The sequence below is a fragment of the Microbispora sp. H10836 genome, from assembly GCF_012999525.1.
In the GTDB taxonomy this organism is placed as follows: domain Bacteria; phylum Actinomycetota; class Actinomycetes; order Streptosporangiales; family Streptosporangiaceae; genus Microbispora.
Genome location: NZ_JABBWU010000006.1, coordinates 181,160 through 203,394 on the forward strand (window position 1 = coordinate 181,160; position 22,235 = coordinate 203,394).

19 protein-coding genes are annotated in these 22,235 nt (G+C 71.2%); 4 read left to right on the forward strand and 15 right to left on the reverse strand.

What is annotated here, in order from left to right:
• Positions 1-12: 12 nt before the first annotated feature.
• The 3 genes from HHX30_RS14015 to HHX30_RS14025 all read left to right on the forward strand — a co-directional run bounded on the left by HHX30_RS14015 (position 13) and on the right by HHX30_RS14025 (position 4,183).
• The gene (locus HHX30_RS14015) at positions 13-1,152 is read left to right on the forward strand and encodes a Fic family protein (protein ID WP_169982354.1); all 1,140 of its coding nucleotides are present in this window, start codon (positions 13-15) and stop codon (positions 1,150-1,152) included.
• A gap of 59 nt (positions 1,153-1,211) precedes the next feature.
• Positions 1,212-2,747 carry an acyl-CoA synthetase gene (locus HHX30_RS14020; RefSeq protein ID WP_169982355.1) on the forward strand — a complete coding sequence of 512 codons (1,536 nt, stop codon included), beginning with the start codon at positions 1,212-1,214 and terminating at the stop codon, positions 2,745-2,747.
• Between the two features lie 134 nt (positions 2,748-2,881).
• Entirely contained in the window at positions 2,882-4,183 is a 1,302-nt protein-coding gene (locus HHX30_RS14025) for a S1C family serine protease (protein WP_169982356.1), read from the forward strand.
• Positions 4,184-4,255: 72 nt separating this feature from the next.
• Here the strand turns inward: HHX30_RS14025 and HHX30_RS14030 are convergent, their stop codons facing one another.
• The 12 genes from HHX30_RS14030 to HHX30_RS14085 form a co-directional block, all read right to left on the reverse strand.
• Positions 4,256-5,143: a MurR/RpiR family transcriptional regulator gene (locus HHX30_RS14030; protein ID WP_169982357.1), complete on the reverse strand. Its 888-nt coding sequence runs from the start codon at positions 5,141-5,143 to the stop codon at positions 4,256-4,258.
• Positions 5,144-5,155: 12 nt separating this feature from the next.
• Positions 5,156-5,986: a carbohydrate ABC transporter permease gene (locus HHX30_RS14035; RefSeq protein WP_310741866.1), complete on the reverse strand. Its 831-nt coding sequence runs from the start codon at positions 5,984-5,986 to the stop codon at positions 5,156-5,158.
• Positions 5,983-6,882 carry a sugar ABC transporter permease gene (locus HHX30_RS14040; RefSeq protein ID WP_311922370.1) on the reverse strand — a complete coding sequence of 300 codons (900 nt, stop codon included), beginning with the start codon at positions 6,880-6,882 and terminating at the stop codon, positions 5,983-5,985. Before HHX30_RS14040 ends, HHX30_RS14035 begins: the two co-directional genes overlap by 4 nt.
• A gap of 95 nt (positions 6,883-6,977) precedes the next feature.
• Positions 6,978-8,285, reverse strand: coding sequence for an extracellular solute-binding protein (locus HHX30_RS14045; RefSeq protein ID WP_169982358.1), 1,308 nt, complete (start codon positions 8,283-8,285; stop codon positions 6,978-6,980).
• Complete coding sequence (locus HHX30_RS14050; RefSeq protein WP_310741868.1) at positions 8,282-9,217, reverse strand: N-acetylmuramic acid 6-phosphate etherase; 936 nt, start codon at positions 9,215-9,217, stop codon at positions 8,282-8,284. The genes HHX30_RS14045 and HHX30_RS14050 overlap by 4 nt, the downstream gene beginning before the upstream one ends.
• A gap of 59 nt (positions 9,218-9,276) precedes the next feature.
• Positions 9,277-11,001, reverse strand: coding sequence for a serine hydrolase (locus tag HHX30_RS14055; RefSeq protein WP_211591988.1), 1,725 nt, complete (start codon positions 10,999-11,001; stop codon positions 9,277-9,279).
• A 2-nt stretch (positions 11,002-11,003) separates the two neighbouring features.
• Positions 11,004-12,299 (reverse strand): exo-beta-N-acetylmuramidase NamZ domain-containing protein, encoded by a 1,296-nt coding sequence (locus HHX30_RS14060; protein WP_169982360.1) that lies wholly within the window; start codon positions 12,297-12,299, stop codon positions 11,004-11,006.
• Between the two features lie 56 nt (positions 12,300-12,355).
• On the reverse strand, positions 12,356-14,071 hold the full coding sequence (locus tag HHX30_RS14065) for a glycoside hydrolase family 3 protein (protein WP_169982361.1): 1,716 nt from the start codon (positions 14,069-14,071) through the stop codon (positions 12,356-12,358).
• Positions 14,072-14,393: 322 nt separating this feature from the next.
• The gene (cydC, locus tag HHX30_RS14070) at positions 14,394-16,160 is read right to left on the reverse strand and encodes a thiol reductant ABC exporter subunit CydC (RefSeq protein WP_249350010.1); all 1,767 of its coding nucleotides are present in this window, start codon (positions 16,158-16,160) and stop codon (positions 14,394-14,396) included.
• Positions 16,157-17,842 (reverse strand): thiol reductant ABC exporter subunit CydD, encoded by a 1,686-nt coding sequence (gene cydD, locus HHX30_RS14075; protein WP_169982362.1) that lies wholly within the window; start codon positions 17,840-17,842, stop codon positions 16,157-16,159. The genes cydC and cydD overlap by 4 nt, the downstream gene beginning before the upstream one ends.
• Before the next feature lie 10 nt (positions 17,843-17,852).
• Entirely contained in the window at positions 17,853-18,599 is a 747-nt protein-coding gene (locus tag HHX30_RS14080) for a cytochrome d ubiquinol oxidase subunit II (RefSeq protein ID WP_169982363.1), read from the reverse strand.
• 13 nt (positions 18,600-18,612) lie between these two features.
• Positions 18,613-19,800 (reverse strand): cytochrome ubiquinol oxidase subunit I, encoded by a 1,188-nt coding sequence (locus HHX30_RS14085; RefSeq protein WP_169982364.1) that lies wholly within the window; start codon positions 19,798-19,800, stop codon positions 18,613-18,615.
• Between the two features lie 84 nt (positions 19,801-19,884).
• Between HHX30_RS14085 and HHX30_RS14090 the strand changes: the two genes are divergently transcribed.
• Positions 19,885-20,208, forward strand: coding sequence for a helix-turn-helix transcriptional regulator (locus tag HHX30_RS14090; protein ID WP_169982365.1), 324 nt, complete (start codon positions 19,885-19,887; stop codon positions 20,206-20,208).
• On the opposite strand, the gene HHX30_RS14095 is transcribed toward HHX30_RS14090, so the two are convergent.
• From HHX30_RS14095 to HHX30_RS14105, 3 genes are all read right to left on the reverse strand, one after another.
• Complete coding sequence (locus tag HHX30_RS14095) at positions 20,168-20,884, reverse strand: permease prefix domain 1-containing protein (protein WP_169982366.1); 717 nt, start codon at positions 20,882-20,884, stop codon at positions 20,168-20,170. The genes HHX30_RS14090 and HHX30_RS14095 overlap by 41 nt on opposite strands.
• Positions 20,885-21,010: 126 nt before the next feature.
• Complete coding sequence (locus HHX30_RS14100) at positions 21,011-21,649, reverse strand: hypothetical protein (RefSeq protein WP_169982367.1); 639 nt, start codon at positions 21,647-21,649, stop codon at positions 21,011-21,013.
• Positions 21,642-22,208, reverse strand: a complete 567-nt coding sequence (locus HHX30_RS14105) for a hypothetical protein (protein WP_169982368.1) — start codon at positions 22,206-22,208, stop codon at positions 21,642-21,644. Before HHX30_RS14105 ends, HHX30_RS14100 begins: the two co-directional genes overlap by 8 nt.
• Positions 22,209-22,235 lie beyond the last annotated feature (27 nt).

Sequence of the window (22,235 nt, forward strand, 5' to 3'; positions counted from 1 at the left end):
TGTCATGACCCCATGTTGTACGGCACGCCTGCCCTGGAGGCCGCGGACGAGAAGGTCCTCGGCGAGATCGAGGAGATGCGGCGGGACCTGAAATACCGGCTGGCCGAGGCCCACCGCCGGGACGGCCTGCTGCGACGGCAGTTGCAGGCCAGGGCGATCCAGGGGTCGAACTCGATCGAGGGCTACCACGCCAGCGTCGAGGACATCGAGTCGATCATGTCGGGTGAGGATCCGCTGGAGACGTCGGCGGCCGTGGCCCGCGAGATCGCCGGCTACCGGCAGGCGCTCACCTACATCGGCACATTGTCGCGGGCCCGGGTCTTCCGGTACGACGCGGGCCTGCTGCACGCGCTGAACTTCATGATGATCGGCCACCACGTGGACAAGACGCCGGGCACGGTGCGGCCCGGCGGGATCTACGTCCGCAACTCCGCCACGGGCGAGGTGGTCTACGAGGGCCCGGACCACGAGCAGGTCCCCGGCCTGCTGGCGGAACTGGTCGAATGGCTCAACGAGGGCGACCTCGACGCGCCCAGCTACGTCCGCGCCGCCATGGCGCACTTCAATCTGGTGGCGATCCACCCGTGGCGCGACGGGAACGGGCGCATGTCGCGGGCGCTGCATACGCTCGTGCTCGGCCGCGACCAGATCACCACGCCGGAGTTTTCCTCCATCGAGGAGTGGCTCGGCACCGGGGAGACCACTCTCGAGTACTACCAAGCGCTTCGGAGGGTGCAGAACGGCCGGTGGAGCCCGCACGGGGACACCCTCTCGTGGGTGCGGTTCGTCCTGGGCTGCCACCACATGCAGGCGCAGCGGGTGGGGCGCCGGCTCGCCGAGGCGGGCGAGGTGTGGACGCTGCTGGAGGAGCGGACCGAGGCGCAGGGCCTGCACCCGCGCACGGTCTCCGCGCTCTATCAGGTGTTCGTCTCCCGGCGGCTGCGCCGGGGCATGTACCAGGCCGACGAGGGGCTGAGCCAGGGCCAGGCCGCCCGCGACCTGCGCGAGCTCGCCTCCACCGGGTGGCTCCAGCCGTACGGCGAGACGAAGGGCCGTTTCTACGCGCCGGGGCCGAAGATGACGGAGATCAAGGCGGCGTTCGCCGAGCGGGCCAGGTCGTTGCGCGACCCCTACCGGGCGCTGGAGAGCTGAACGGGCGCATCCGGAATTCGCTTCTACCACATCGGAAGCAAACCGAGTACCGTTCGGTCATGCACCCTGGGGCGATCGCGGCGGTGACGCCGGACAAGCCGGCGGTGATCATGGCGGGCTCCGGCCGCGTGGTCACCTTCCGTGAGCTCGACGAGGAGTCCAACCGGCTCGCCCATCTGCTGCGGGCCGCGGGCCTGAAGCCCGGCGACCACATCGCGTTCATGCTGGAGAACCATCCGCTCTTCCTGGTGATCGCGTGGGCGGCCCACCGCTCGGGCCTGTACTACACGGCGATCAGCTCCCGTCTGCAGCCCGACGAGCTCGCGTACATCGTGGACAACTGCGGGGCGCGCGTCTTCATCTCCTCGGCCAAGCTCGCCGGCGTGGCGGGCGCCGTCACCGAGGCCACGCCCGGGGTCGAGCTGCGGCTCATGGTCGACGGCGTCGCCCCGGGGTTCACGTCGTACGAGGAGGCCGTGGCGGGGCAGCCCGCGACGCCGGTCGACGACGAGTGCCAGGGCGCCGACATGCTCTACTCCTCGGGCACCACGGGACGTCCCAAGGGGGTCAAGCCGCCGCTCGGCCGGGCGCCGCTGGAGACCCCCGGCGCCCTCGTGCAGCTCATCCAGTTCCTGTTCGCGCCGTCGGCCGACAGCGTGTACCTGTCGCCCGCGCCGCTCTACCACGCCGCTCCGCTGCGCTACAGCATGTCCTTCCAGCGCCTGGGCGCCACCGTGGTGGTGATGGAGCGGTTCGATCCCGAGGAGGCGCTGGCGCTCGTCGAGCGATACCGGGTCACCCACGCGCAGTGGGTCCCCACGATGTTCATCAAGATGCTCAAGCTGCCCGAGGAGGTGCGCGGGCGGTACGACCTGTCGTCGCTGCGCTGCGCCGTCCACGCCGCCGCGCCCTGCCCCGTGGAGGTCAAGGAGCGGATGATGGCGTGGTGGGGGCCGATCGTGCACGAGTACTACGCGGGCACGGAGGGCAACTGCTTCCTGTACGCCGGGCCGGAGGACTGGCTCGCCCACAAGGGCACGGTGGGCAGGCCGCTGCTCGGGGTGGCCCACGTGTGCGACGAGGAGGGCGACGAGCTGCCGCCTGGCGAGCACGGCACGGTCTACTTCTCCGGCGGGCCGACGTTCGAGTATCACGGCGACCCCGGCAAGACCGCGTCGGTCCAGGACCCCAAGGGCCGCGGCTGGACCACGCTGGGGGACATCGGCTACGTGGACGAGGACGGCTTCCTCTACCTCACCGACCGGCGCTCCTACATGATCATTTCCGGCGGCGTGAACATCTACCCGCAGGAGGCCGAGAACGTGCTGGCGATGCATCCCAAGGTGGCCGACGTGGCCGTCTTCGGGGTGCCCGACCCCGAGATGGGCGAGCAGGTGAAGGCCGTCGTGCAGCCGGCCGACCCGGCCGACGCCGGTCCCGCCCTGGAGGCCGAGCTGATCGCCTACTGCCGGGACCGCCTGGCCCACTACAAGTGCCCGAAATCGGTGGACTTCCGCGACGAGCTGCCCCGCCACCCCACGGGAAAGCTGTACAAGCGCCTACTCAGGGACGAGTACTGGCCACGGACGGCCTGACATAAAGTACGCGTAGGGCGCTCGGGGGACCCCGCCGCTGATCGCTTAGCGTGACCTTATCGCCGATGCGCCATCGTATTACCTGTACCGGCGGAGAGCCGGGATCACCGGCGAATCCATTGAGGGGGATGGCGATGAGCTCACCTGAGCACGTTCCCGGCAACGAGAACACCGAGGTACTCCCCGGTCACGGCTGGAGCCAGTTCGGCAGCACCCCGCCGAGGCACGGGCAGTACACGGGGGCCTACCAGTCGTACGGCGCCTATGGCAACAGTGCTTATGACACGGCGCAGTTTCCGCCGCCTCCGGCGCGGAAGGGCACGCTGACCGCTCGCCAGAAGGCGGGCGCGGGCCTCGCCCTCGTGGCCGTGGCGCTGGGCGGCGGGGTCACCGGGGCCCTCGTCGCGAACAGCGTGAACGGCGGGCAGACGGTGATCGCGAGCCCGGTGGTCAGGGGGGTGTCCAACTCCTCGGGCACCACGATCGCCGCGGTGGCCAAGGCGATCATGCCGTCGGTGGTGTCGATCGAGGTGAAGTCCGCCACGGCCGGCGGCGAGGGGTCCGGTGTCATCCTGTCGGCCGACGGTCTGATCCTGACGAACAACCACGTGGTGAGCATGGGCGGCGGGGGCGGCGGCACGGTCACCGTGAAGTTCAGCGACGGCAGGACCGCCAGCGCCGTCGTCAAGGGCACCGACCCCACCACGGACCTCGCGGTCATCCAGGCGCAGGGCGTGTCCGGCCTGACCCCCGCCTCGCTCGGTGACAGCGACAAGCTCCAGGTCGGCGACGCGGTCCTCGCCATCGGCAGCCCGCTCGGCCTGGCGGGATCGGTCACCTCCGGCATCGTGAGCGCCCTCGACCGCACGCTGACCGAGAGCCCCGAAGAGCAGCAGCCCCAGTTCCCCTGGGGGATGGAGCAGCAGCAGCCGCAGCAGAGCCAGGCCGTCACGATCGGAGGCGTGATCCAGACCGACGCCGCGATCAACCCCGGCAACTCCGGCGGCGCGCTGGTCAACGCCTCCGGGCAGGTCGTCGGCATCAACACCGCGATCGCCACCGCCGGCTCCGGCTCCGGCAACATCGGCGTCGGCTTCGCGATCCCCATCAACACCGCGAAACTCGTCGCCGACCAGCTCATCAAGACGGGCAAGGCGACCCACGCGTTCTTCGGCGTGAGCGTGGCCGACGCGGTCGGCGGCGCGTCCGGCGCGGTGGTCAGGTCGCTCACGGCCGGAAGCCCGGCCGAGAAGGCCGGCCTCAAGGAGGGCGACCTGATCACCAGGATCAACGACAAGCTGGTGGACAGCGCGGAGACGCTGGTCGGCACCATCCGCAGCGCCCGCCCGGGCGACAAGGTGACCGTCACCTTCACCCGCGACGGCAAGGAGAGCACCATCACCGCCGCGCTCGCGGAGCAGTCGTCCACGGGCTGACGGCCCACGATCGTCGCCGGCGGGCCTCCGGGGGGACGGCCCGCCGGCGATCGCTTTTCTCCGGAAGAGTGGCTACTTGCGCCGGCGGCTGCTTATCGCGCGGAAGGTGTCCTCCAGGGCGGTGAGGGTCTCGTCGTACGTGAGCCGGGCGGCCACCCCGACGGAGAGGCAGTCGACGACGGTGAGCTGGGCGATCCTGCTACCCATCGCGCCGAAGCGGAACGGGGTCTCGCGGGCCGCGGTCTTCAGCACGATGTCGGCGAGCTCCGTGATCGGTGAGGGGTCGAAGTTCGTGATCGCGATCGTGGTCGCCTGCCGGTCGGCGGCGAGCCGCAGCGCGTCCAGGACGTCGACGGTGGTGCCGGTGTGCGAGATGCCGATCGCGACGTCGCCCCTGCGAAGCAGCGCGGCCGAGGTGAGCGCGCTGTGGAAGTCCTGCCAGGCGAAGGCCATCAGGCCGATCCGGTGCAGCTTCTGGTGCAGATCGGCCGCGACGAAGCCGCTCGCCCCGGCGCCGTAGAGGTCCACGCGGCGGGCCTCGGCGATCGCGGTGACCGCACGCTCCAGGGCGGCGGTGTCGAGGTGCTCGGCGGTTTCCGCGACCGCGCGGGAGTCGCTGTAGCCGATCTTGGCGACGATCTCGTGCAGCGGATCGTCGGCGCTGATGTCGCCGTCGAGCGGGCGGGAGTCCCCGGCACGCGACGCCTCCAGCGTCGCCTCGCGGGCGAGCGCGATCCGCAGTTCGGGGTAGCCGCGCAGCCCGATGGCCCGGCAGAAGCGCAGCACCGTGGCCTCCGAGGTGCCGCACTCGCGGGCGAGCGCCCCGATCGGCCGGTCCGCGACGCCCTGGGGGTCGGCCAGCACCGCGTGCGCGACCCGTTGCTCCGCGGGCCGCAGAGACCGGATCGCGCCGCGCAGCCGCACGAGAATCCCGTTCGAGTAGTCTCCGCCGGGGCCCATGCCGCCCTGCCTCTACTTGCTCATGCCGGCGGTCAGCCCGGCGATGATCTGCTTGGTCGCGAGGATGAACAGCACGAAGAGCGGCGCCGTGGCGAGGACCAGCCCGGCGAACAGCGCCGACCAGTCGGTCGTGTACTCGCCGAAGAACTGCGACAGCCCGCGCGGGATCGTGAACTTCTCGTCGGAGCGCAGCAGCACCAGCGGGTAGAGGAACTCATGCCACAGCGGCACGAACTGGAACAGCGTCACCGAGGCCAGCGCGGGCCGCACCAGCGGCAGCATGATCTGCCCGAAGATCCGGAATTCGCCGGCGCCGTCGAGCCGTGCCGCCTCGTCCAGCTCCCCGGGCAGGGAACGGTAGAACGCCGACAGCACGAACATGCAGAACGGCACCCCCGACGCGGCGTACAGCAGCGTGAGCCCGAGCAGCGAGTCGATCAGCCCCATGGAGTCCATGAGGTAGAAGATCGGCACCAGGCCCAGCCGGATCGGCAGCATCAGCCCCGCCAGGAAGTACGCCCCGAGCACCCGGTTTCCGAAGAAGTCGTAGCGGGCCAGCGGGTAGGCCGCCAGCGCGGAGACCGCCGTGCCGAGCAGCACGGCGCCGCAGGTGACGGTCAGCGAGTTCAGCAGGTAGGTGCTGAACGACGCCTCCGTCCACACCCGGGCGTAACTGCGCAGCGTGGGGGACGCCGGCAGCCCCAGCGGCGCGGTGAAGATCTCGCTGGTGGGCCGCAGCGAGTTGAGCAGCATGACGACCAACGGCAGCAGCGCGACGACCGCGTACCCCCACAGCAGCAGGTGGACGGCGACGCGCCCCGGAGCCCGGTGCCGGGCCGTCACAGCAGCCTCCTCTCCCGACGGCGGAAGTACGAGCTGGCCAGCAGTGAGACGCCGAAGATGAACACGAACATCAGCACGGCGAGCGCCGACGACCGCCCGATCGCGTTCACGCCGCCTTCCACGAACGCGACCCGGTAGAACAGCAGGCCGAGCACGTCGGTCGAGCCCGCCGGGGACCCGGTCGACCCGGCCATCGCGTAAACCAGCCCGAAGGCGTTGAAGTTGCCGATGAACGTCAGCACGCTCACCACGCCGATCGCCGGGGTGAGCAGCGGCAGCGTCACCCGCCGGAACGCCTGCCAGGCCGAGGCCCCGTCGACCCGGGCGGCCTCGTGATACTCGGCCGGGATTCCGGCGAGCGCGGCGGAGAACAACAGCATGGGGAAGCCCACCCACTGCCACGCGTTGACCAGAATGACGACCGGCAGCGCCGTACGCGTGTCGCCCAGCCAGGGCAGCGCCCACGAGTCCAGCCCGGCCGCCTCGAGCAGCGAGTTGACCGGGCCGAACGTCGGGTTGAGCAGCAGGCTCCACAGGTAGCCGACGACCAGCGGATCCACCAGGTAGGGCGTGGTGAACGCGGCCTGCAGGAACCGCTTGCCGCGGCCGTGACGGAACAGCAGGAGGGCGAACAGCAGCCCGACCGTGTTCTGGATCAGCATCGTCCCGGCGAAGAACAGCGCGTTGTGCGCCAGCGCCCGCCACAGCTGCTGGTCGTAGGGGTAGACGCTGAACAGGTCCCGGTAGTTGCCGAGCCCGGCGAACCCCGTCTGCCGGATCCCGCGCCACTCGAAGAAGCTGTAGTCGAGCGCGGTGACCAGCGGATAGACGATGAAGACCGAGTAGAGCAGGAACGCGGGCAGCAGGAAGACGGCCAGCACCCGCCACCGCGGCACGTACCGGCGACCGGCGCCGGTACGTGCCGGGCGACGTCCGGAGAAGCGTCCGGAGAAGCGTCCGGGAGGTCGCTCGGGAGAGCGTCGGGGCGTGCTCAGTTCCCCGGCTTGAACCACTGCCCGACGCCCTTCTGCACGCTCTCGGCGACCGCCTTGGGATCGGTCTGGCCCACCAGCATCTTCTGCACCTCGTCCCGGAAGACCGCGTCACCGTTCGGCTGGCCGTACCGGAAGTCGACGAGCAGCGTGTACGGCGCGCCGTTGGCGGCGTAGTTCTTCGCCATCTCGGCCAGCAGCGGGTCCGACGGCGTGACCCCGGGGACCGCGGACAACTGCTTCAGCTCGCTCGCGTAGAGCTGCCCGAACTCCGGCGTCGCCATCCACTTGACCAGTTCGAGCGCCTCGGCCTGGTGGGCTGACTTGGCGTTGACGCCGAACGAGCCGTCGGCCCAGCCCGGCGTGACGGGGGTGGTCACCGGGGAGCCGGGCGGCGGCGGCACCTGGAAGGCGCCGATCTCCAGGCTCGGGTTGGCCGCGAGCACGGGCGCCAGGTCGAAGCTGCCCGTGGGGTACATCGCGGCCTTTCCGGTGGCGAACAGCGCCTGGACGTCGGGGATCTTGACCGCCACCACGTCCTTGGGGAAGTACGGCTCAAGGTCCTTGATCATCTTGATCGAGGCCGTGAAGTCGGGGTCGGTGAACTTCTTCTCGCCGGTCAGCAGCGCGTCCCGGAACTTGGTGCTGCCGTAGCGGGCGTTGCCGAAGATCTCGTGGACGATCGGCAGTGTCCAGGTCGCGTCGGGCCCGGCCGCGACGGCGAACGGCGTGATCCCGGCCGCCTTCAGCTTCCTGGCCGTCGCGATCATGTCGTCCCAGGTGGCGGGGGTCTGGACGCCGTTGTCGCCGAACAGCTTCTTGTTGTAGAGCACCTGGAGCGTCTGGTAGGCGAACGGCACGCCGTAGATCTTGCCGTCCTTGTGGCCCTTGGCGCCTTCCAGCAGCTTGGCGTCGAAGCCGGACAGCGCCTCCACCTTGCCGTCCAGCGGCGCCAGCTGGCCCGCCTCTACCAGCGGCTGGAGCCCGCCGTACGCCCGCAGCTGGGCGACGTCGGGCCCGGCGGTGCCGGACAGGCCCGTGGCCAGGATGTTGTTGTACTCGGTGGCCTGGAACGGCTTGAACTCGACATGGATCTTCGGATGCGACTCCTCGAACTTGGCGAGGATCTTCTCGTACGCCTTGACGTCCTCCACCCGCCACGACCACAGACTCAGCGTGACCTTGTCACCGCCCGCATTGTCGCCCTGTGCTGCGCCGCCCTGCTCGGACGCGCCGCCCCCCGGCGCGCACGCCGCCAGCGCCACCGCGAGCATCCCGATCGCCCCCGCGATCCACCTTCTCCTCATGAGACTTCCTTTCGGCTCGTAGCCAGTTCGGCAAGCGCCGCGCGGACCCTGCCGCCGGCGGCCTGTAGTGCCGTTCGCGCCTCTCCCACGGGGGCATCGGCGAGGAGGCAGACCAGGGCGACCTTCAGGTCCCCCTCTGCCGCGGTGAGTGTTTCGGCGCACTGCGCCTCGGCGCGGCCGGTGGCCTCTTCGAGGATCGTGACCAGGCGGCCGCGGAGTTTGGCGTTGGTGGCGGTCACGTCGATCATGAGGTTCGAGTATGTCCTGCCGAGCCGGATCATGACCGCAGTGGAGAACGAGTTCAGCACGAGCTTCTGCGCGGTTCCGGCCTTCATCCTCGTCGATCCCGCGATGACCTCGGGGCCGGTGTCGACCGCGACGTGGACGTCGACCTCGCCGCCGAGCGGGGCCGGTGGGTTCGACGACACCAGGACGGTCGCCGCCCCGGCCGCGCTCGCCGCGCGCAGCGCCCCCGCGACGTACGGCGTGCGCCCGCTGGCCGACAGCCCGATCGCCAGGTCGCCCTCGCCCAGGCCGAGCGCCTCGGCGGCGCCCGTCGCCTCGTCGTCCTCCACGTTCTCCATCGCCTGCTCGAAGGCGGCGATGCCGCCGGCGTGGTGCGCGACGACCTGCCGCGGGTCGATCGTGTACGTCGGCACGAGCTCGGCCGCGTCGAGCACCGCGATGCGGCCGGAGCTGCCCGCGCCGAAGTAGTGGATCGACCGGCCCGCCAGCAGTGCGCTCACCCCGAGGTCGACGGCCTTGGCCAGCTCGGGGAGGACGGCGCGGACCGCCGGGGCGACCAGGCAGTCCTCGTGGTTGATGAGCTTCAGCGTGTCGAGGGTGGAACGGAGGTCGATGTCGGCCGTACGCGGGTTGGCACGTTCGGTGGGGGCCGTCACCTTGACTGCCTCGAGCTCATCATCCCTCACGGATCTCTCCCCCTCGTAGAAGAACGCGTTACACAATCGATTCCGGTCTGAGCCGGACGTCAATACATGGATCGGGTCCAGCCGTCGGCGACGAACAGGTCCGCGTCGTGCGGGTTCTGGTCCTCGAAGTGAACCCCCGGCCCGCTGATCCGCACCGTGTCCACGTACACGCCGCGGCCCTGGTAGAGCGGGTCGTTCACGTAGCGCCACCGCAGCCCTGTGGTCCCGGCGGGGAGGCCGGCCTCCGCGCGCAGCCACCGGCGGCCCTCGAAACCCGAGAACGTGCCGTCCGACGACCAGCGGTGCGGGCCGGCGCTCAGCTCCATCGGCACCGGGCTCCAGGTGGCCCCGCCATCCGTGCTGGCCTCGAGGGACCCGATGTCGGAGTCCGCCTCCGTGTCGTACCACAGGGCGAAGGAGAGCCGCCCGCCCTGCGGCGCGCCGACCGGCAGTGTGAGCGTCGCCGTCCGGGCGTCCCCGACTCCGGAGAACCACGCCTCCTGCCCCGTGTCCGGCCGTACCGGAATGGCCAGCGCCAGGTCGCGGGCGACCGCCCGACGGGCCGGGTTGTTGGAGCCCCAGTCCCGGCTGGGGTGCACCCGGTTGGTCAGCAGGATCACGAACGAGCCGGACAGCGGGTCGATGACGAACGACGTCCCCGTGTAACCGGTGTGCCCGCCGGTCACCGGCGAGGAGAGCCCCTCCATGTACCACATCTGGTCGAGCTCGAAGCCGAGGCCGTGCGAGTCGCCGGGGAAGCCGGTGTTGAAGTTCGTCAGCAGCAGCCGTACCGAGTCCTCCGACAGGATGCGCGCCCGGCCGTAGTGACCGCCGTTGAGCAGCGTCTGGGCCAGGATCGCCATGTCGTAGGCCGTGGAGAAGACCCCGGCGTGGCCGGCGACCCCGCCGAGCGACCAGGCGTTCTCGTCGTGCACTTGGCCCCAGACCATGCCGCGGTCAGGTTCCGTCGTGGTCTGGTACTCGGTGGCGGCGATCCGCGGCTTGAGCGCCGGGTCGGGGTTGTAGCCGGTGTCGCGCATCCCGAGCGGCCCGGTCAGGCTCTCCGCGACGACCGCGTCGAGCCGCTTGCCGGTCACCCGCTCCACGATCACTCCGAGCGTGATCAGGTTGAGGTCGGAGTAGAGGTAGACCCTGTCCGGCGGGTTCGCCGGGGCGACGTTCCAGACCGCGGCGTACCGTTCCTCCACGGTCGGGTAGTTGTACAGCGGTATCCACGCCGGCAGCCCTGACGTGTGGGTGAGCAGGTTCCGGACCGTGATCGCACCCTTGCCCTTCGCCGCGAACTCGGGGACGTACGCGGTCACCGGGGTGTCGAGCCCGATCCGGCCCTGCTCGATCTGGTGCACAGCCACGATCGAGGTGAACAGCTTGGACACCGACGCCATATCGAAGATCGTGTCCTTGCGCATCGGCATCTGCTGGTCCGGCGGCAGCTCGGTGGGCTTGGAATCGGCGTAGCGCACCGCCTTCCCCATCGCCTCGTGGGTCGCGATCACGCCGTCGCGGCCCGCGATCACGACCGCGCCCGCGTAGAGCGGCCGCGTCGGCGACGGCGCCATGAACCTCGCGGCATCGGGCGTGATCCGGTCCACGTACTCGGAGACCAGGCCCGCCATGCCGGCGTCGCCGTACCGCAGCTCCTTGTCGGCGAAGTGCACGTCGCCGATGGTGACGGTCGGCGGGCCCTCGACGGCCGCCGCCGCGGACAGGGGGGTCGTCGCGGTGAGCGCCACCGCGAGCAGGAGAACAGGCAGAGCACGCACCGCTAGTTCCCTCCGCGGTAGATCAGGTACTTCTCGCGGGTCGTGGCGAAAGCCCCGAGCGTGCCGGCCCAGCCGGCCTCGACCTCGTCGGGGCCCTTCCCGGCGTCGATGTCGGTCCGGACCTGGGTCGAGCCGGTCATCTTGTCGATCCAGTACGGGCGGGCCGGGTCGGAGGTGTCGTACCGCCAGGCGAAGCCGTTCGGGTAGAGCCGCTTCGCCGTGACGATCATCGCCATGCCCGTCTTGACCGGGTCGAAAGCCTTCCGGTCGGTGACGTACAGCTGCACCCCGCCGCACAGTGTGTTCACGTGCTTGGAGAACGTGGGCGTGAAGTAGGCCGGCCGGAACCCGGCGCCGGGCAGGCCCAGCGCGTTGAGCGCGTCCGCCCACCGGTGGTCGACGTACGGGGCGCCGATGAGCTCGAAGGGCCGGGTGGTACCGCGTCCCTCCGACAGGTTGGTGCCCTCGAACATGCCGGTGCCCGGGTAGACGAACGCCGTGTCCACGGTCGGCATGTTCGGCGACGGCAGGACCCAGGGCATGCCGGTGTCCTCGTACGCCAGGTCCCGCTTCCAGCCGCGCATCTCCACGACCGTGAGATCCACCGGCTGGTCCAGGAATTCGGCGTTGAACAGCTTCGCCAGCTCGCCGACACTCATGCCGTGCGCCTGGGAGATCGCCTCCCGGCCGATGAACGTGGAGAACTGCGGCGTCATGACGGGCCCGTAGGCCCGGCGGCCGGTGATCGGGTTAGGCCGGTCGAGGACGACGAACCGCTTGCCGGCCAGCGCCGCGGCCTGCATGGAGTCGAACATCGTCCATATGTAGGTGTAGAAGCGGGCGCCCGCGTCCTGGATGTCGAACATGATCGTGTCCACACCCGACCTGGTGAAGATGCCGGCCAGCGCCTGACCGCTCTTCAGGTACGTGTCGTAGACCGGCAGCCCGGTCTGCTCGTCCACGTAGAAACCTTCGGAGCCGCCGGCCTGAGCCGTGCCGCGGAACCCGTGCTCGGGGCCGAACACCGCGACGAGATCGATCTTGTGGCTGGCGGCCATCACGTCGACCTCGTGGCGGAGGTCGGGCAGGATGCCGGTCGGGTTGGTCACGATGCCGACCTTCTGGCCCCGCACGTGCGTGTAGTCGCCGGCCATCAGGACCTGGACGCCGGTCTGGAAGTTGCGGGGCAGTGGGTGGTCGCCGAGCCGGGGGACGCCGGCGCCTGTGCCGGCCATGGCGGCGGGCACGGCTACGGCGGCGGTCGACAGCAGGGCGCGCCGGGAGAAGAGCTGACCCATCGGGTGGTGCTCCGTTCTGGGGAGGGGGTGCTCCGTTTTGGGGAGGGTCAGGAGCTTCAGTAGCTCAGGCCGTGGCCGTAGGGGTAGAGCACGGAGCCGTCGGCGGACGGTATCGTCACCGGCAGCTTGCCCTTGGGGTCGGTCTCGCCGAACAGCACGCGTGCGGTGGCCTCCATCGCCGGCTTCTCCCAGGAGTACGTCGCGAGGTACGCCGGAGCGTTGGGGAAGTTCGCGATGTCGTACGGATTCCGGGCGGCGACGATGACGACGGGCTTGCCTGTGGCGAGCAGCGCGTTGACCAGGTTGCGCTGGGAGGCCGAGCTCTGGGAGTTCACCGTGGTGACCACGACGACGTCGCCGGCCTTGGCTTTGGCCACCGCGGCGTTGACGGTGGCCTGGTTGGGGGCCGCCCCCGTCTCGAACATCTCGGTGGTGACCCCGAGAGCGCCGATAGCCTTGGCCAGCCGCTCGGTCGGCGGGATCTTGACGGACGGCGGCGTGACGTTGCGGTAGCCCGTCACCAGCACGCGCTGCCCGGTGTTCTTCAGCGGAAGCACGCCGGCGCTGTTCCGCACGAGCGTCACGCTGTGGTTGGCGACCGCGCGAGCGAGCGCCTTGTTCGCCGGTGTGCCGAGGCGGTCGAGCACCTTGCCCTCGTCGACCTGCCGGTCGCCGTCGAAGAGGCCGCGATTCTTCTTGAGGCGCAGGACCCGGTAGACGGACTCGTCGACACGCTCCTCGGTCAGCTCGCCCGAGCGGACCGCGCTCAGCACCGCGTTGTAGGCGACATCGAGGGACAGCGTGCTGCTCGGGTCATCGACGATCATGAGCATGTCGACCCCGGCCTTGAGCGCGAGCACCGGGATGCGGTCGTCGCCGTACTTGTCGCGCACCCCCTGCATGCCCAGCGAGTCCGTGACCACGACGCCGTCGTAGCCGAGCTCGCCGCGCAGCAGCCCGGTCATGATCTCCGGGTCGACCGTCGCGGGGTCGCAGCCCTGCTGGGTCACCACGTCGCAGTCGCTCTGCAGATACGGCATCACGACGTGTGCCGTCATGATCATGTCGACGCCCGCGGTGATGCCGGCCCGGAAGGGCGGCGCGTCGATCCGCTCCCACTGCTCCTTCGTATGGAAGATCCACGGCACGCTGTTGTGGCTGTCGTTGATCGTGTCGCCGTGGCCCGGGAAGTGCTTCAGGGTCGCCGAGACTCCGCCCTGCTGCAGGCCGTGGACGGAGGCTCGCGTCAGGTCCGACACGAGTTCGGTGTTCTCCCCGAACGAGCGGACGCCGATCACCGGGTTGCCCGGGTTGACGTTGACGTCGGCGACGGGCGCGTAGTCCTGGTTGATGCCGAGCGCGCTCAGCTCCCGGCCGGTGACCTTCCCGGCGGTGAGTGCGTCACCCGGGCTGCGGGTCGCCCCGAGCGCCATCTGCCCGGGGAACGCCGTGAACGGCTCGTCCAGCCGGTAGACGGCGCCGTGCTCCTGGTCTGTGGCGATCAGCAGCGGAATCTTCGCGGGCTGTGCCAGCGCCGCCCGCTGCAGGTCGTTGGAGAGCCCCGCAGTCTTGACGGGGTCGTTCAGGTTGTTCGCCCACCGGAAGTACAGGATCGCGCCGAGCTTGTACTTGGCGACGAGGTCGTCGCCGTTCTCGACGTCCGGCCCGTACATCGCCCGGTTCGCGGCCACGTCGGCCGGGCTGGTCGTGTCGCCGCTCTCGCCGTAGACGTCCGCCACGAAGAGCTGCCCGACTTTCTCCTCGAGACTCATGTTCGCGATCTTGCCGAGGATCCAGGGATCCTTCCCGCCGTCGGCGTGGACGGCCGGTGCCGCCCCCGCCCCGAGAACCACTGCCGTCGCCAGAGCCAGTAACCGCCGGTAACGCATACGTCCTCCAACCCCTCGCATGAAGGTAAATGCCATGCAAGGTCATTGCGTTGCCTGAAAATTACTTACATTTGACTTGATCCGCAATGCCTTGTTCACGGAAACCTTCCGTGCGACGGTGTCCGGGCGCGCGATCATTTCGAGGGCGCGGGCTCGGAAGCGACGATCGTGCGCGTGGTCGAACAGGCAGCGGGACGCCAGGTGTTCAGGAGCGGCGGGTGAGCTCCTCCGACTCCCACAGGTCCCGGTAGTAACCCGGCACGGCGACGAGGCCGGCATGGGTACCCCGCTGGGTGACCCTGCCCCCCTCCAGCACGACGATTTCGTCGACCTGCTCCAGGCCGTGCAGCCGATGGGTGACCAGCAGCGTCGTGCGGCCCCGGGTGGCGTCCAGCAGGTCGGCCATCAGCAGGTCGGCCGTCTCCTCGTCGAGGGCCTCGGCAGGCTCGTCCAGCAGGAGGACGGGAGGGTCGTACAGCAGGGCCCGGGCCAGCGCGAGCCGCTGGAGCTGGCCGCCGGAGACCGTCCGGCCGTCCTCGCCGAGCACCGTGTCCCAGCCGGTGCGCTCGGTCCACGCGTCCAGCCGTGCCCGCCGTACGGCCGCCTCGACGTCCTCGGCGGACGCCTCCGGTCCGGCCAGGCGCAGGTTGTCCCGGACCGTGGCCTGGAAGACGTACGGGTCCTGGGTGAGGCCCGTGACGAGCGCCCGCACGTCGTCGGAGGACAGGCGCCGCACGTCGGCGCCGTTCAGCCGGATCGCGCCCGACTCGAACTCCACGGTCCGCATCAGCGCCGACAGCAGCGTGCTCTTCCCGGCGCCGCTCGGGCCCACCACCGCGACCCGCCTGCCCGGGGTCAGCGTCAGGCTCACGCCGTCCAGCGCGGGCTCGCGGTCGCCGTGACGCACCACGAGGTCCTCGACCTCGACCGTCAGCGGCGGCTCGGGCACGGGCGCCGGATCCGCGGGCTCCCGCACCGCCGGGGGAGTGGCGGCGATCTCCCTGAGCCTGCGCAGCGCCGCGACCACCCCCGCGAACCGCTCGCCCGCCGCCGCCAGGGGCAGCGCGGGCTCGAAGGCGACCAGCGAGGTCAGGGCGGCCACGGCCGTCGCGACCCGGCCGAGATCGGCGGCCTGGGCCACCAGGACCACGGAGACGACGGTCAGCCCCTGCGTCAGCATGCCGACGCCGAGCGCGGCGGCGTTGATCCGCGCCTGTCCCCGTTCCAGCCGGGACAGCCGCCCGTCGGCGTCCATCGCCGCCGACAGCGCCCGGTCCCGCGCGCCGTACGCCGCGAGGTCGGCCGCGCCGTGGACCAGGTCGGCCACCCGGGCCGCCAGGTCGGCGCGGGCCGGGGCGATCCGCGCGGACCAGCGCCGGGCGGCCACGGCCGTGCCTGCGGGCAGCAGTACCCCGGCGGCGAGCAGTCCGGCGGCGAGCACGAACGCGGCGGCGGGCAGCAGGAAGCCCGCGATGACGACGGCCGTGACGCCGGTGACCAGGGCGGCGGCGGCCGGCAGCAGACAGCGGACGAGCAGGTCCTGCACGGCGTCGGTGTCGTCCACCATCCGGCTGAGCAGGTCGGCCCCGCGCTGCGGCAGCGGCCCGGCCGGGATCAGCGCCCGGTAGAGGCGCTCGCGGGTGCCCGCCTGGGCACGCAGCGCGACGTCGTGCCCGGCCAGGCGCTCGCCGTACCGGAACACGCCGCGGGTGGTGGCGAACGCCCGCACGGCCACGATCGCGACCGACAGCGCCGCCAGCGGCGGCTGCTCGGCGGCACGCGTGATCAGCCAGGCGGCCGACGCGATGAGCGCGACCCCCGCGAGGTCGGCCGCCGATCCGGCGAGCGCGGCGAGCACGAGCCGCCGGCCCATCCCGGCGACAACTGACAGCGGCGACCCCGTGGCCGTCCCCGTGGCCGTCTCCATGGCCGTCCCCGTGGCCGTCCCCGTGCTCGTTCCCGTGCGGCTCATCGGGCCTCACCGTCCCGTGCGGAGATCGGGGGGACCGGAACCGCGGGGACGAGGGCGCCGCCGTCGAGGCGGACGACCCGGTCGGCCAGGTCGATCATCGCGGGCCGGTGGGCGACGATGATCGCCGTACGGCCCTCCGCCAGCCTGCGCGTGGCCGCCACGATCGCCGCCTCGCTCCTGCCGTCCAGCCGTGCGGTGGGCTCGTCCAGCAGCAGCACCTGGGCGGCCGGGCGGCAGAACGCCCTGGCCAGGGCGACCCGCTGCCGCTGGCCCGCCGACAGGTTCGCCCCGCGCTCGCCCAGCGGGGTGTCATACCCCCGTGGCAGGGCGCCGGCGAACTCCGCCACCTGCGCCGCCTCGGCGGCGGCTCTGATCTCCTCCGGCGTGGCCGCCGAGCCGAGCGCGATGTTGTCGGCCACCGAGGTCGCGAACAGGTGCGGGCGCTGCGGCACGAAGGCCAGCCGCCGCCGCCACTCGTCGAGGTCGAGGCCGGCCAGATCCGTCCCGTCCGCCAGCACCCGCCCCTCGGACGGGGTCACGAACCCGAGCAGCAGGTGCAGCAGCGTGCTCTTCCCCGCGCCGCTCGGGCCCACGATCGCGACCCGCTCGCCCGGTTCGATGACCAGCGACACACGGTCGAGCGCGGCCTCCTCCCGGCCCGGGTAGCGCACGGTGACGTCCTCCAGCCGGATTCGCGGAGGTCCGCCGCCCGTCACGGCCGGAGCGAACCGGGGCTGCCGCTCCTGCGGCTCCTTCGACCCCTCGGGGGGCGTGATCACCGCGAACGCCTCGTCGGCGGCGGCGACGCCCTCCATGGCGGCGTGGAAGCGCGTGCCCATCGCGCGCAGCGGCAGGTACGCCTCCGGGGCCAGCAGCAGCACGAGCAGCGCCGTGCCCAGGTCGAGCGAGCCCGACAGCAGCCGCAGCCCCACCGGCACCGCCACCAGCGCCAGCGACAGCGACGCCACGAGTTCGAGCACCAGCGACGACAGGAACGCCACCCGCAGCGTGCGCATGGTCGCGGCGCGGTGGGCCTCGGCCACCTCGCGGATCACCGATGCCTGGTAGCGGGCCCGGCCGAAGGCCCGCAGCGTCGGCAGGCCGCGCACCACGTCGAGGAAGTGGCCGCCGAGGCGGGACAGGGCCCGCCACTGCCGTTCGGTCACCGCCTTGGTGGTCCACCCGACCAGCGCCCCGAAGATCGGGATCAGCGGCAGCGTGAGCACCACGATCACGGCGGTGGCCAGGTCGGCCACGAAGAGCCGGACGACGACCGCGAGCGGCACGACCCCGGCCACGGCGACCGACGGGAGATATCCGGTCAGGTACGGGTCGAGCGCGTCGAGTCCCCGGCCCGCGAGCGTCACCAGCTCACCCGAGCGGTACGCCGGCCCGAGGCCCTCCACCCGACCCAGGAGCAGCCGCCGCAGGGCCGACTTCAGCGCGGTGGCCCCGCGGCCCGCGAGCACGCCCTGCGCCCAGCCGAGCAGCCCGCGGGAGGCCACGACGAGCGCGAGGGGGAACAGCGCGGCGACCGCGAAGCGGCCGGAGAGCACCCCGGCCAGCAGCTCCGCCTGCACGAGCACGAGCAGCCCGGCCGCCACCGCCGCCGCCAGGCAGCAGGCGAGGTGGAGGCGGACGCTCCGCTCGGCGCGGGCCAGCCGGAGGAGATCCTTGTGCAACGGTCCCCAATCAGAAGAACGTCGGCAGCGCGCCCCTGGAGAAGGTGCGCCACACCCATACTTGCGCGCCCACGAGGATCGGGGCGAACGGGACCACCATGACACTGAGCACAGTCAGTGTCTGATCCGGGGCGGTGTTGCCGACCATGTGCGCGGCCGTGGCCGCCATGACCAGGACCGCGGGAGATGCGGCGGCACAGGCCGACAGCAGCAGCGCCCGCCCGCCCGTGCGCGGGCCGTCCTGCAGGCGCCAGGCCGCGAAGGCGCGCCCGTGCCAGGCGAGCAACGCGAGCAGGGCGACGCCTCCCGCGACGCCCGGCACGTCGAAGGGCGAGGCGGGCAGACCGCGCACGACGGCCACCAGGATCGCGCCCCAGGCGAGGGCCAGCCCCGCCGAGCCCGCGCACAGCGCGCCGTCCCACACCAGCCGCCAGGCGGCGCCACCGGCCCTGCGGCGGAACCACAGCCCCGCGTCGCGCACGATCCACGCCAGCAGCAGGGCCACGACGAGGGGATACAGGCGGCTCAGCGTCACGCCCTCCAGCACCGGAAAAGCCCCGAACAGCACGCCGGCGAGCGCCACGAGCCACACCTCGTTGGCGAGCACGAACGGGGCCATCGCGCCGACGAGACGGTCCCGGGCGGCGGGGGAGCGGCCAAGCACGGGCAGCAGCACGCCGAGCCCGATGTCGAAGCCCTCCAGGGCGAAGTAGCCGGCGAGCAGGACGGCGAACGTCAGAAACCAGAAGATGTCCATGAAACGCGTGTCCTCACAGCGAGCGGGCGGGGACGGGCGGCGTGGTGACGGGGAGATCGGCGGCGCCGAGCGCGATCCGCTCCGGGCCGCGCCGTACGGCACGGGCGATGAGCACGTAGTCGACGACGGCGAGCAGCCCGAGCACGCCGACGAATCCGGCGAAGGAGACGGTGATGTCCCCCCGGGTCAGCCCGGGGGTGAGGGCGTCGGCCACCGAGAGCTTGCCGTACACCAGCCAGGGCTGGCGCCCCACCTCGCGGACGAGCCAGCCGGCGATCGCCGCGACGAACGGCAGCGGGGTCATGGCGATGAGGAGCGGATGCAGCCAGCGCCAGCGGGCCAGCAGGTCGCGGATCAGCAGCGGCGCCAGCACGAACATCACGGCGAACTGGACGAGCTGCCCGATCATGATCATCAGTCCGAGCGCCAGGCCGGGGGCCGCCCCGTGGAACTTGTCCGGCTGGACGTCGCTGACCGGCCCGAACTGGGCGTAGCCGAACCCGACCGTGAACAGCGACCCGATGAGGGCGGTCAGCACGCCGATGCGCAGGGAGCGGGTGAAGAACTCCCGCTCGGGGGTGCGCCGGAACAGGTGGTAGGCGCTGGCGCCCATGACGACGAACCCGCCGGCCCACAGCCCGGCGCCCAGCACGTGGGGGAGCGCGAAGACGAGCGAGGGGTTGGTGAACAGCGCGCCGAAGTCGCGCAGCACGAGCCGCCCGCCCTCCTCGGCCGCGCCCGCCGGATGCTGCAGGAAGGAGTTGGCGACCAGGATGAACAGCGCCGAGGCGTACGCCGTCAGGGTCACCAGCCAGATGCACGCCACGTGCAGTCCGCGCGGCAGCCGGTGCCAGCCGAAGATCCACAGGCCGAGGAACGTGGACTCCAGGAAGAAGGCGAGCAGCGTCTCCAGGGCCAGCGGCGCGCCGAACACGTCGCCCGCGTAGTGCGAAAGCCCGCTCCAGCTCAGCCCGAACTGGAACTCCATCACGAGCCCGGTGACGATGCCGAGCGCGTAGTTGATCACGTAGATCTGCCCCCAGAAGCGGGTCATCCGCTCGTACAGGGGATTCCCGCCGATGGCGAACCGGGTGTGCATGATCGCCACCAGCGGGGCCAGCCCGAGCGTGAGCACGACGAACAGGAAGTGGAGGTTTCCGGTCACGGCGAACTGCAGCCGGGCGAGGCCGACGACGTCCATTGATCTCTCCATGCGTAGCCTGTCTACATATAGACAGCCTACATATAGACTTGGACGCATGAGGAACCGGGATAGGCTGCGGGCGTGAACGCCGACGCGCTCCGGGGCCATATGGACGCCCTGCTGCTCTCCGTGCTGGAACGGGAGCCGCTGCACGGATACGCGATCATCGAGGCGCTGCGCGAACGCAGCGGCGGCGCCCTGGACGTGCCGACGGGCACGGTCTACCCCGCGCTGCGACGGCTGGAGAGGGCCGGGCTGCTCGCCGGCGAGTGGGCCTCCGACGGCGGACGCAAACGGCGGACCTACCGCCTCACCGACGCCGGGCGTAAGGCGCTGGCGGGGGAGCGGTCGGCCTGGCGGTCGTTCACGACCGCGATAGGGAGGGTTCTCGATCCGCTGCGCTGAGCGCGGAGATCGCCCTGGTGCAGCGCAGGCAGTGCGCCGCGTTGTACAGCTGCCAGACGGAGAACGCGTCGCTGACCAGGGCCACGGCCAGCCCGGGAAGATAGTCGGTGAAGCCCGCCGGGCCCTGCGCGGCCGCCGCCAGCATCAGGCCCATCGCCCCGACCAGCGGCGTCTGGATCCAGACGAACAGGCCCAGCCACCGGGTGAGCCGCGCGGGATGCCGGACGCGCCGGATCCCCCGGCCGAGCGCGAGCAGCGCGAGGCCGCCCACCACCCCCACGCCGAGCTGGAGCAGGTCCACCGTCCTGGCCAGCAGCCCGAACCAGTCCGGCTTGACCTGCTCGACTCGCATGGTCTCGGGGAAGACCCGCCAGATCACCGACCACAGGAACGCGGTGAGCGGCACGCTGAGGAACAGCAGCGCGGCCGTCCGCCTGCCCTGGCTCACCGCCAGTTCCCCCTGGAAACCCGGCGCGATCTCGGGCACGGTCCCGAAGTCGGCGACCGCCAGCCGCTCGGCCTCGGCCCGGGGCAGGCCCTCGCTCTCGTACGCCTCGGCGGCGTCGAGCAGGCTGTCGCGCGCCTCGGCCAGCAGGTCGCGCTTGGCGCCGCGAGGACCCCGCAGCGCATGGCGCATCGACGCGACGTACTCGTCGACCGGACCCGCGTTCCCCATCGTCCCTCCCCGTTCCGCCGCCAGCGTACGGCCGGGAGGTCCGGGGCGCATCAGGGTGATCCCTGAGCCGGCACCGCGAAGCCCGGGCCCGAAGCTCCCGCGCGATGCCGGCCACGATCGGGAGTGTCACCGTGACCGGCCTGGGCGAGGTGCACCGGCCGGCCGGCCGGGGAGCGGGATGGTGTAGAGGGCCCTCTCGTCGCCCAGCCATTCATCGTCGATGAATCGGCCGCTCATGCGCCCGGCGAGGAGAAGATAGGTCTCCAGGCAGATCCGCGAGTGGCCCTCCGGCTCGGTGTTCCAGGACCGGCGCACGACCTCCGGGATGACCGAGGGCGGGCCGACTTCCCGGAGATAAGGCTCGAGCATGGATCCGGGCTCGGCGTAGACCTCCCCGTACCACCGCTGGCTCACCCAGCCGGTCCTGACGCCGTCACCGTACAGGAGATCGTCGACCTGCTGGTTCAAGGTGCGGATCTGGAGAAAACGCAGTCCCGCCTCCGTCAGGCCCGCGGTCACCGGTGGTGGGCCACTGATGGTCAGGGCATGGGTCCAGCCGGCGGAGTGAGGGCCGGCCCAGACGCGTTCGGTGAAGGCCATCGGCCGGTAGCAGGCCATGGCGGTTGCGAGGCCGCAATCCTCGCGGGAGGCGAGATCCGCACCGAGCAGGGCGGCCACGGCCTCGGCGTCGCCCGACTCGACCCAGGTGCCGGCGAATCCGCGTCCCAGTCCCGCGCCGAGCAGGAACCCCCACTGGTCACTCACGGGGCCAGGCCCCGTCGGGGATGCGGCAGAGCAGCCCCGGCGTGGTGAACCAGGTGTCGTCGATGAACCTGCCGGTCGTGTACCCGATGACGGCGAGGAACAGGTTCATCTCCTGGGCGATGTCCGAGGAGCCGACGAGATGCGCGCCCTCCTCCATGGGACGGTCGAAGAAGTCCGGGGTCATGTCCTGCCAGCGGCCCTGGTTGACATAGACCGGTTCGCTGACTTCGCCGAGCAACTCGTCATAGGACAGGTAGAAGGCCCGGCCGCCCTGCTGCGGGAGCGCGTCGAGGGCCCACCACATGGACGATCCGGACAAGGTGAAGATCTTTACCCAGCCGGGGCTCTGCTCGGCCACCCACACAACGTCCTCCTGTGAGTAGGGGTTGTGCCATCGCCGCGCATGGTTCAGGTCGCAGGCGAGCGTCTCCTCCTCCGCCCGCAGCGCGGTGACTACCGTGCGGTAGTCAGGCGCCTCGACCCACGAGCACGTGAACTTGCTTGCCAGACCTCGCTCCTCGAAATACGACCACTGGTCGAACTCGCCATGGCTTGCCACAAGGCTCCCGTTTTGATGTATCGAATG

Excerpts from the sequence above, each read along its gene's own strand:
- HHX30_RS14015 (WP_169982354.1), top strand. The coding sequence starts at position 13 with ATGTTGTACGGCACGCCTGCCCTGGAGGCCGCGGACGAGAAGGTCCTC.
- HHX30_RS14020 (WP_169982355.1), top strand. The coding sequence starts at position 1,212 with ATGCACCCTGGGGCGATCGCGGCGGTGACGCCGGACAAGCCGGCGGTG.
- HHX30_RS14025 (WP_169982356.1), top strand. The coding sequence starts at position 2,882 with ATGAGCTCACCTGAGCACGTTCCCGGCAACGAGAACACCGAGGTACTC.
- HHX30_RS14030 (WP_169982357.1), bottom strand. The coding sequence starts at position 5,143 with ATGGGCCCCGGCGGAGACTACTCGAACGGGATTCTCGTGCGGCTGCGC.
- HHX30_RS14045 (WP_169982358.1), bottom strand. The coding sequence starts at position 8,285 with ATGAGGAGAAGGTGGATCGCGGGGGCGATCGGGATGCTCGCGGTGGCG.
- HHX30_RS14060 (WP_169982360.1), bottom strand. The coding sequence starts at position 12,299 with ATGGGTCAGCTCTTCTCCCGGCGCGCCCTGCTGTCGACCGCCGCCGTA.
- HHX30_RS14065 (WP_169982361.1), bottom strand. The coding sequence starts at position 14,071 with ATGAGTCTCGAGGAGAAAGTCGGGCAGCTCTTCGTGGCGGACGTCTAC.
- cydC (WP_249350010.1), bottom strand. The coding sequence starts at position 16,160 with ATGAGCCGCACGGGAACGAGCACGGGGACGGCCACGGGGACGGCCATG.
- HHX30_RS14080 (WP_169982363.1), bottom strand. The coding sequence starts at position 18,599 with ATGGACATCTTCTGGTTTCTGACGTTCGCCGTCCTGCTCGCCGGCTAC.
- HHX30_RS14085 (WP_169982364.1), bottom strand. The coding sequence starts at position 19,800 with ATGGACGTCGTCGGCCTCGCCCGGCTGCAGTTCGCCGTGACCGGAAAC.
- HHX30_RS14095 (WP_169982366.1), bottom strand. The coding sequence starts at position 20,884 with ATGGGGAACGCGGGTCCGGTCGACGAGTACGTCGCGTCGATGCGCCAT.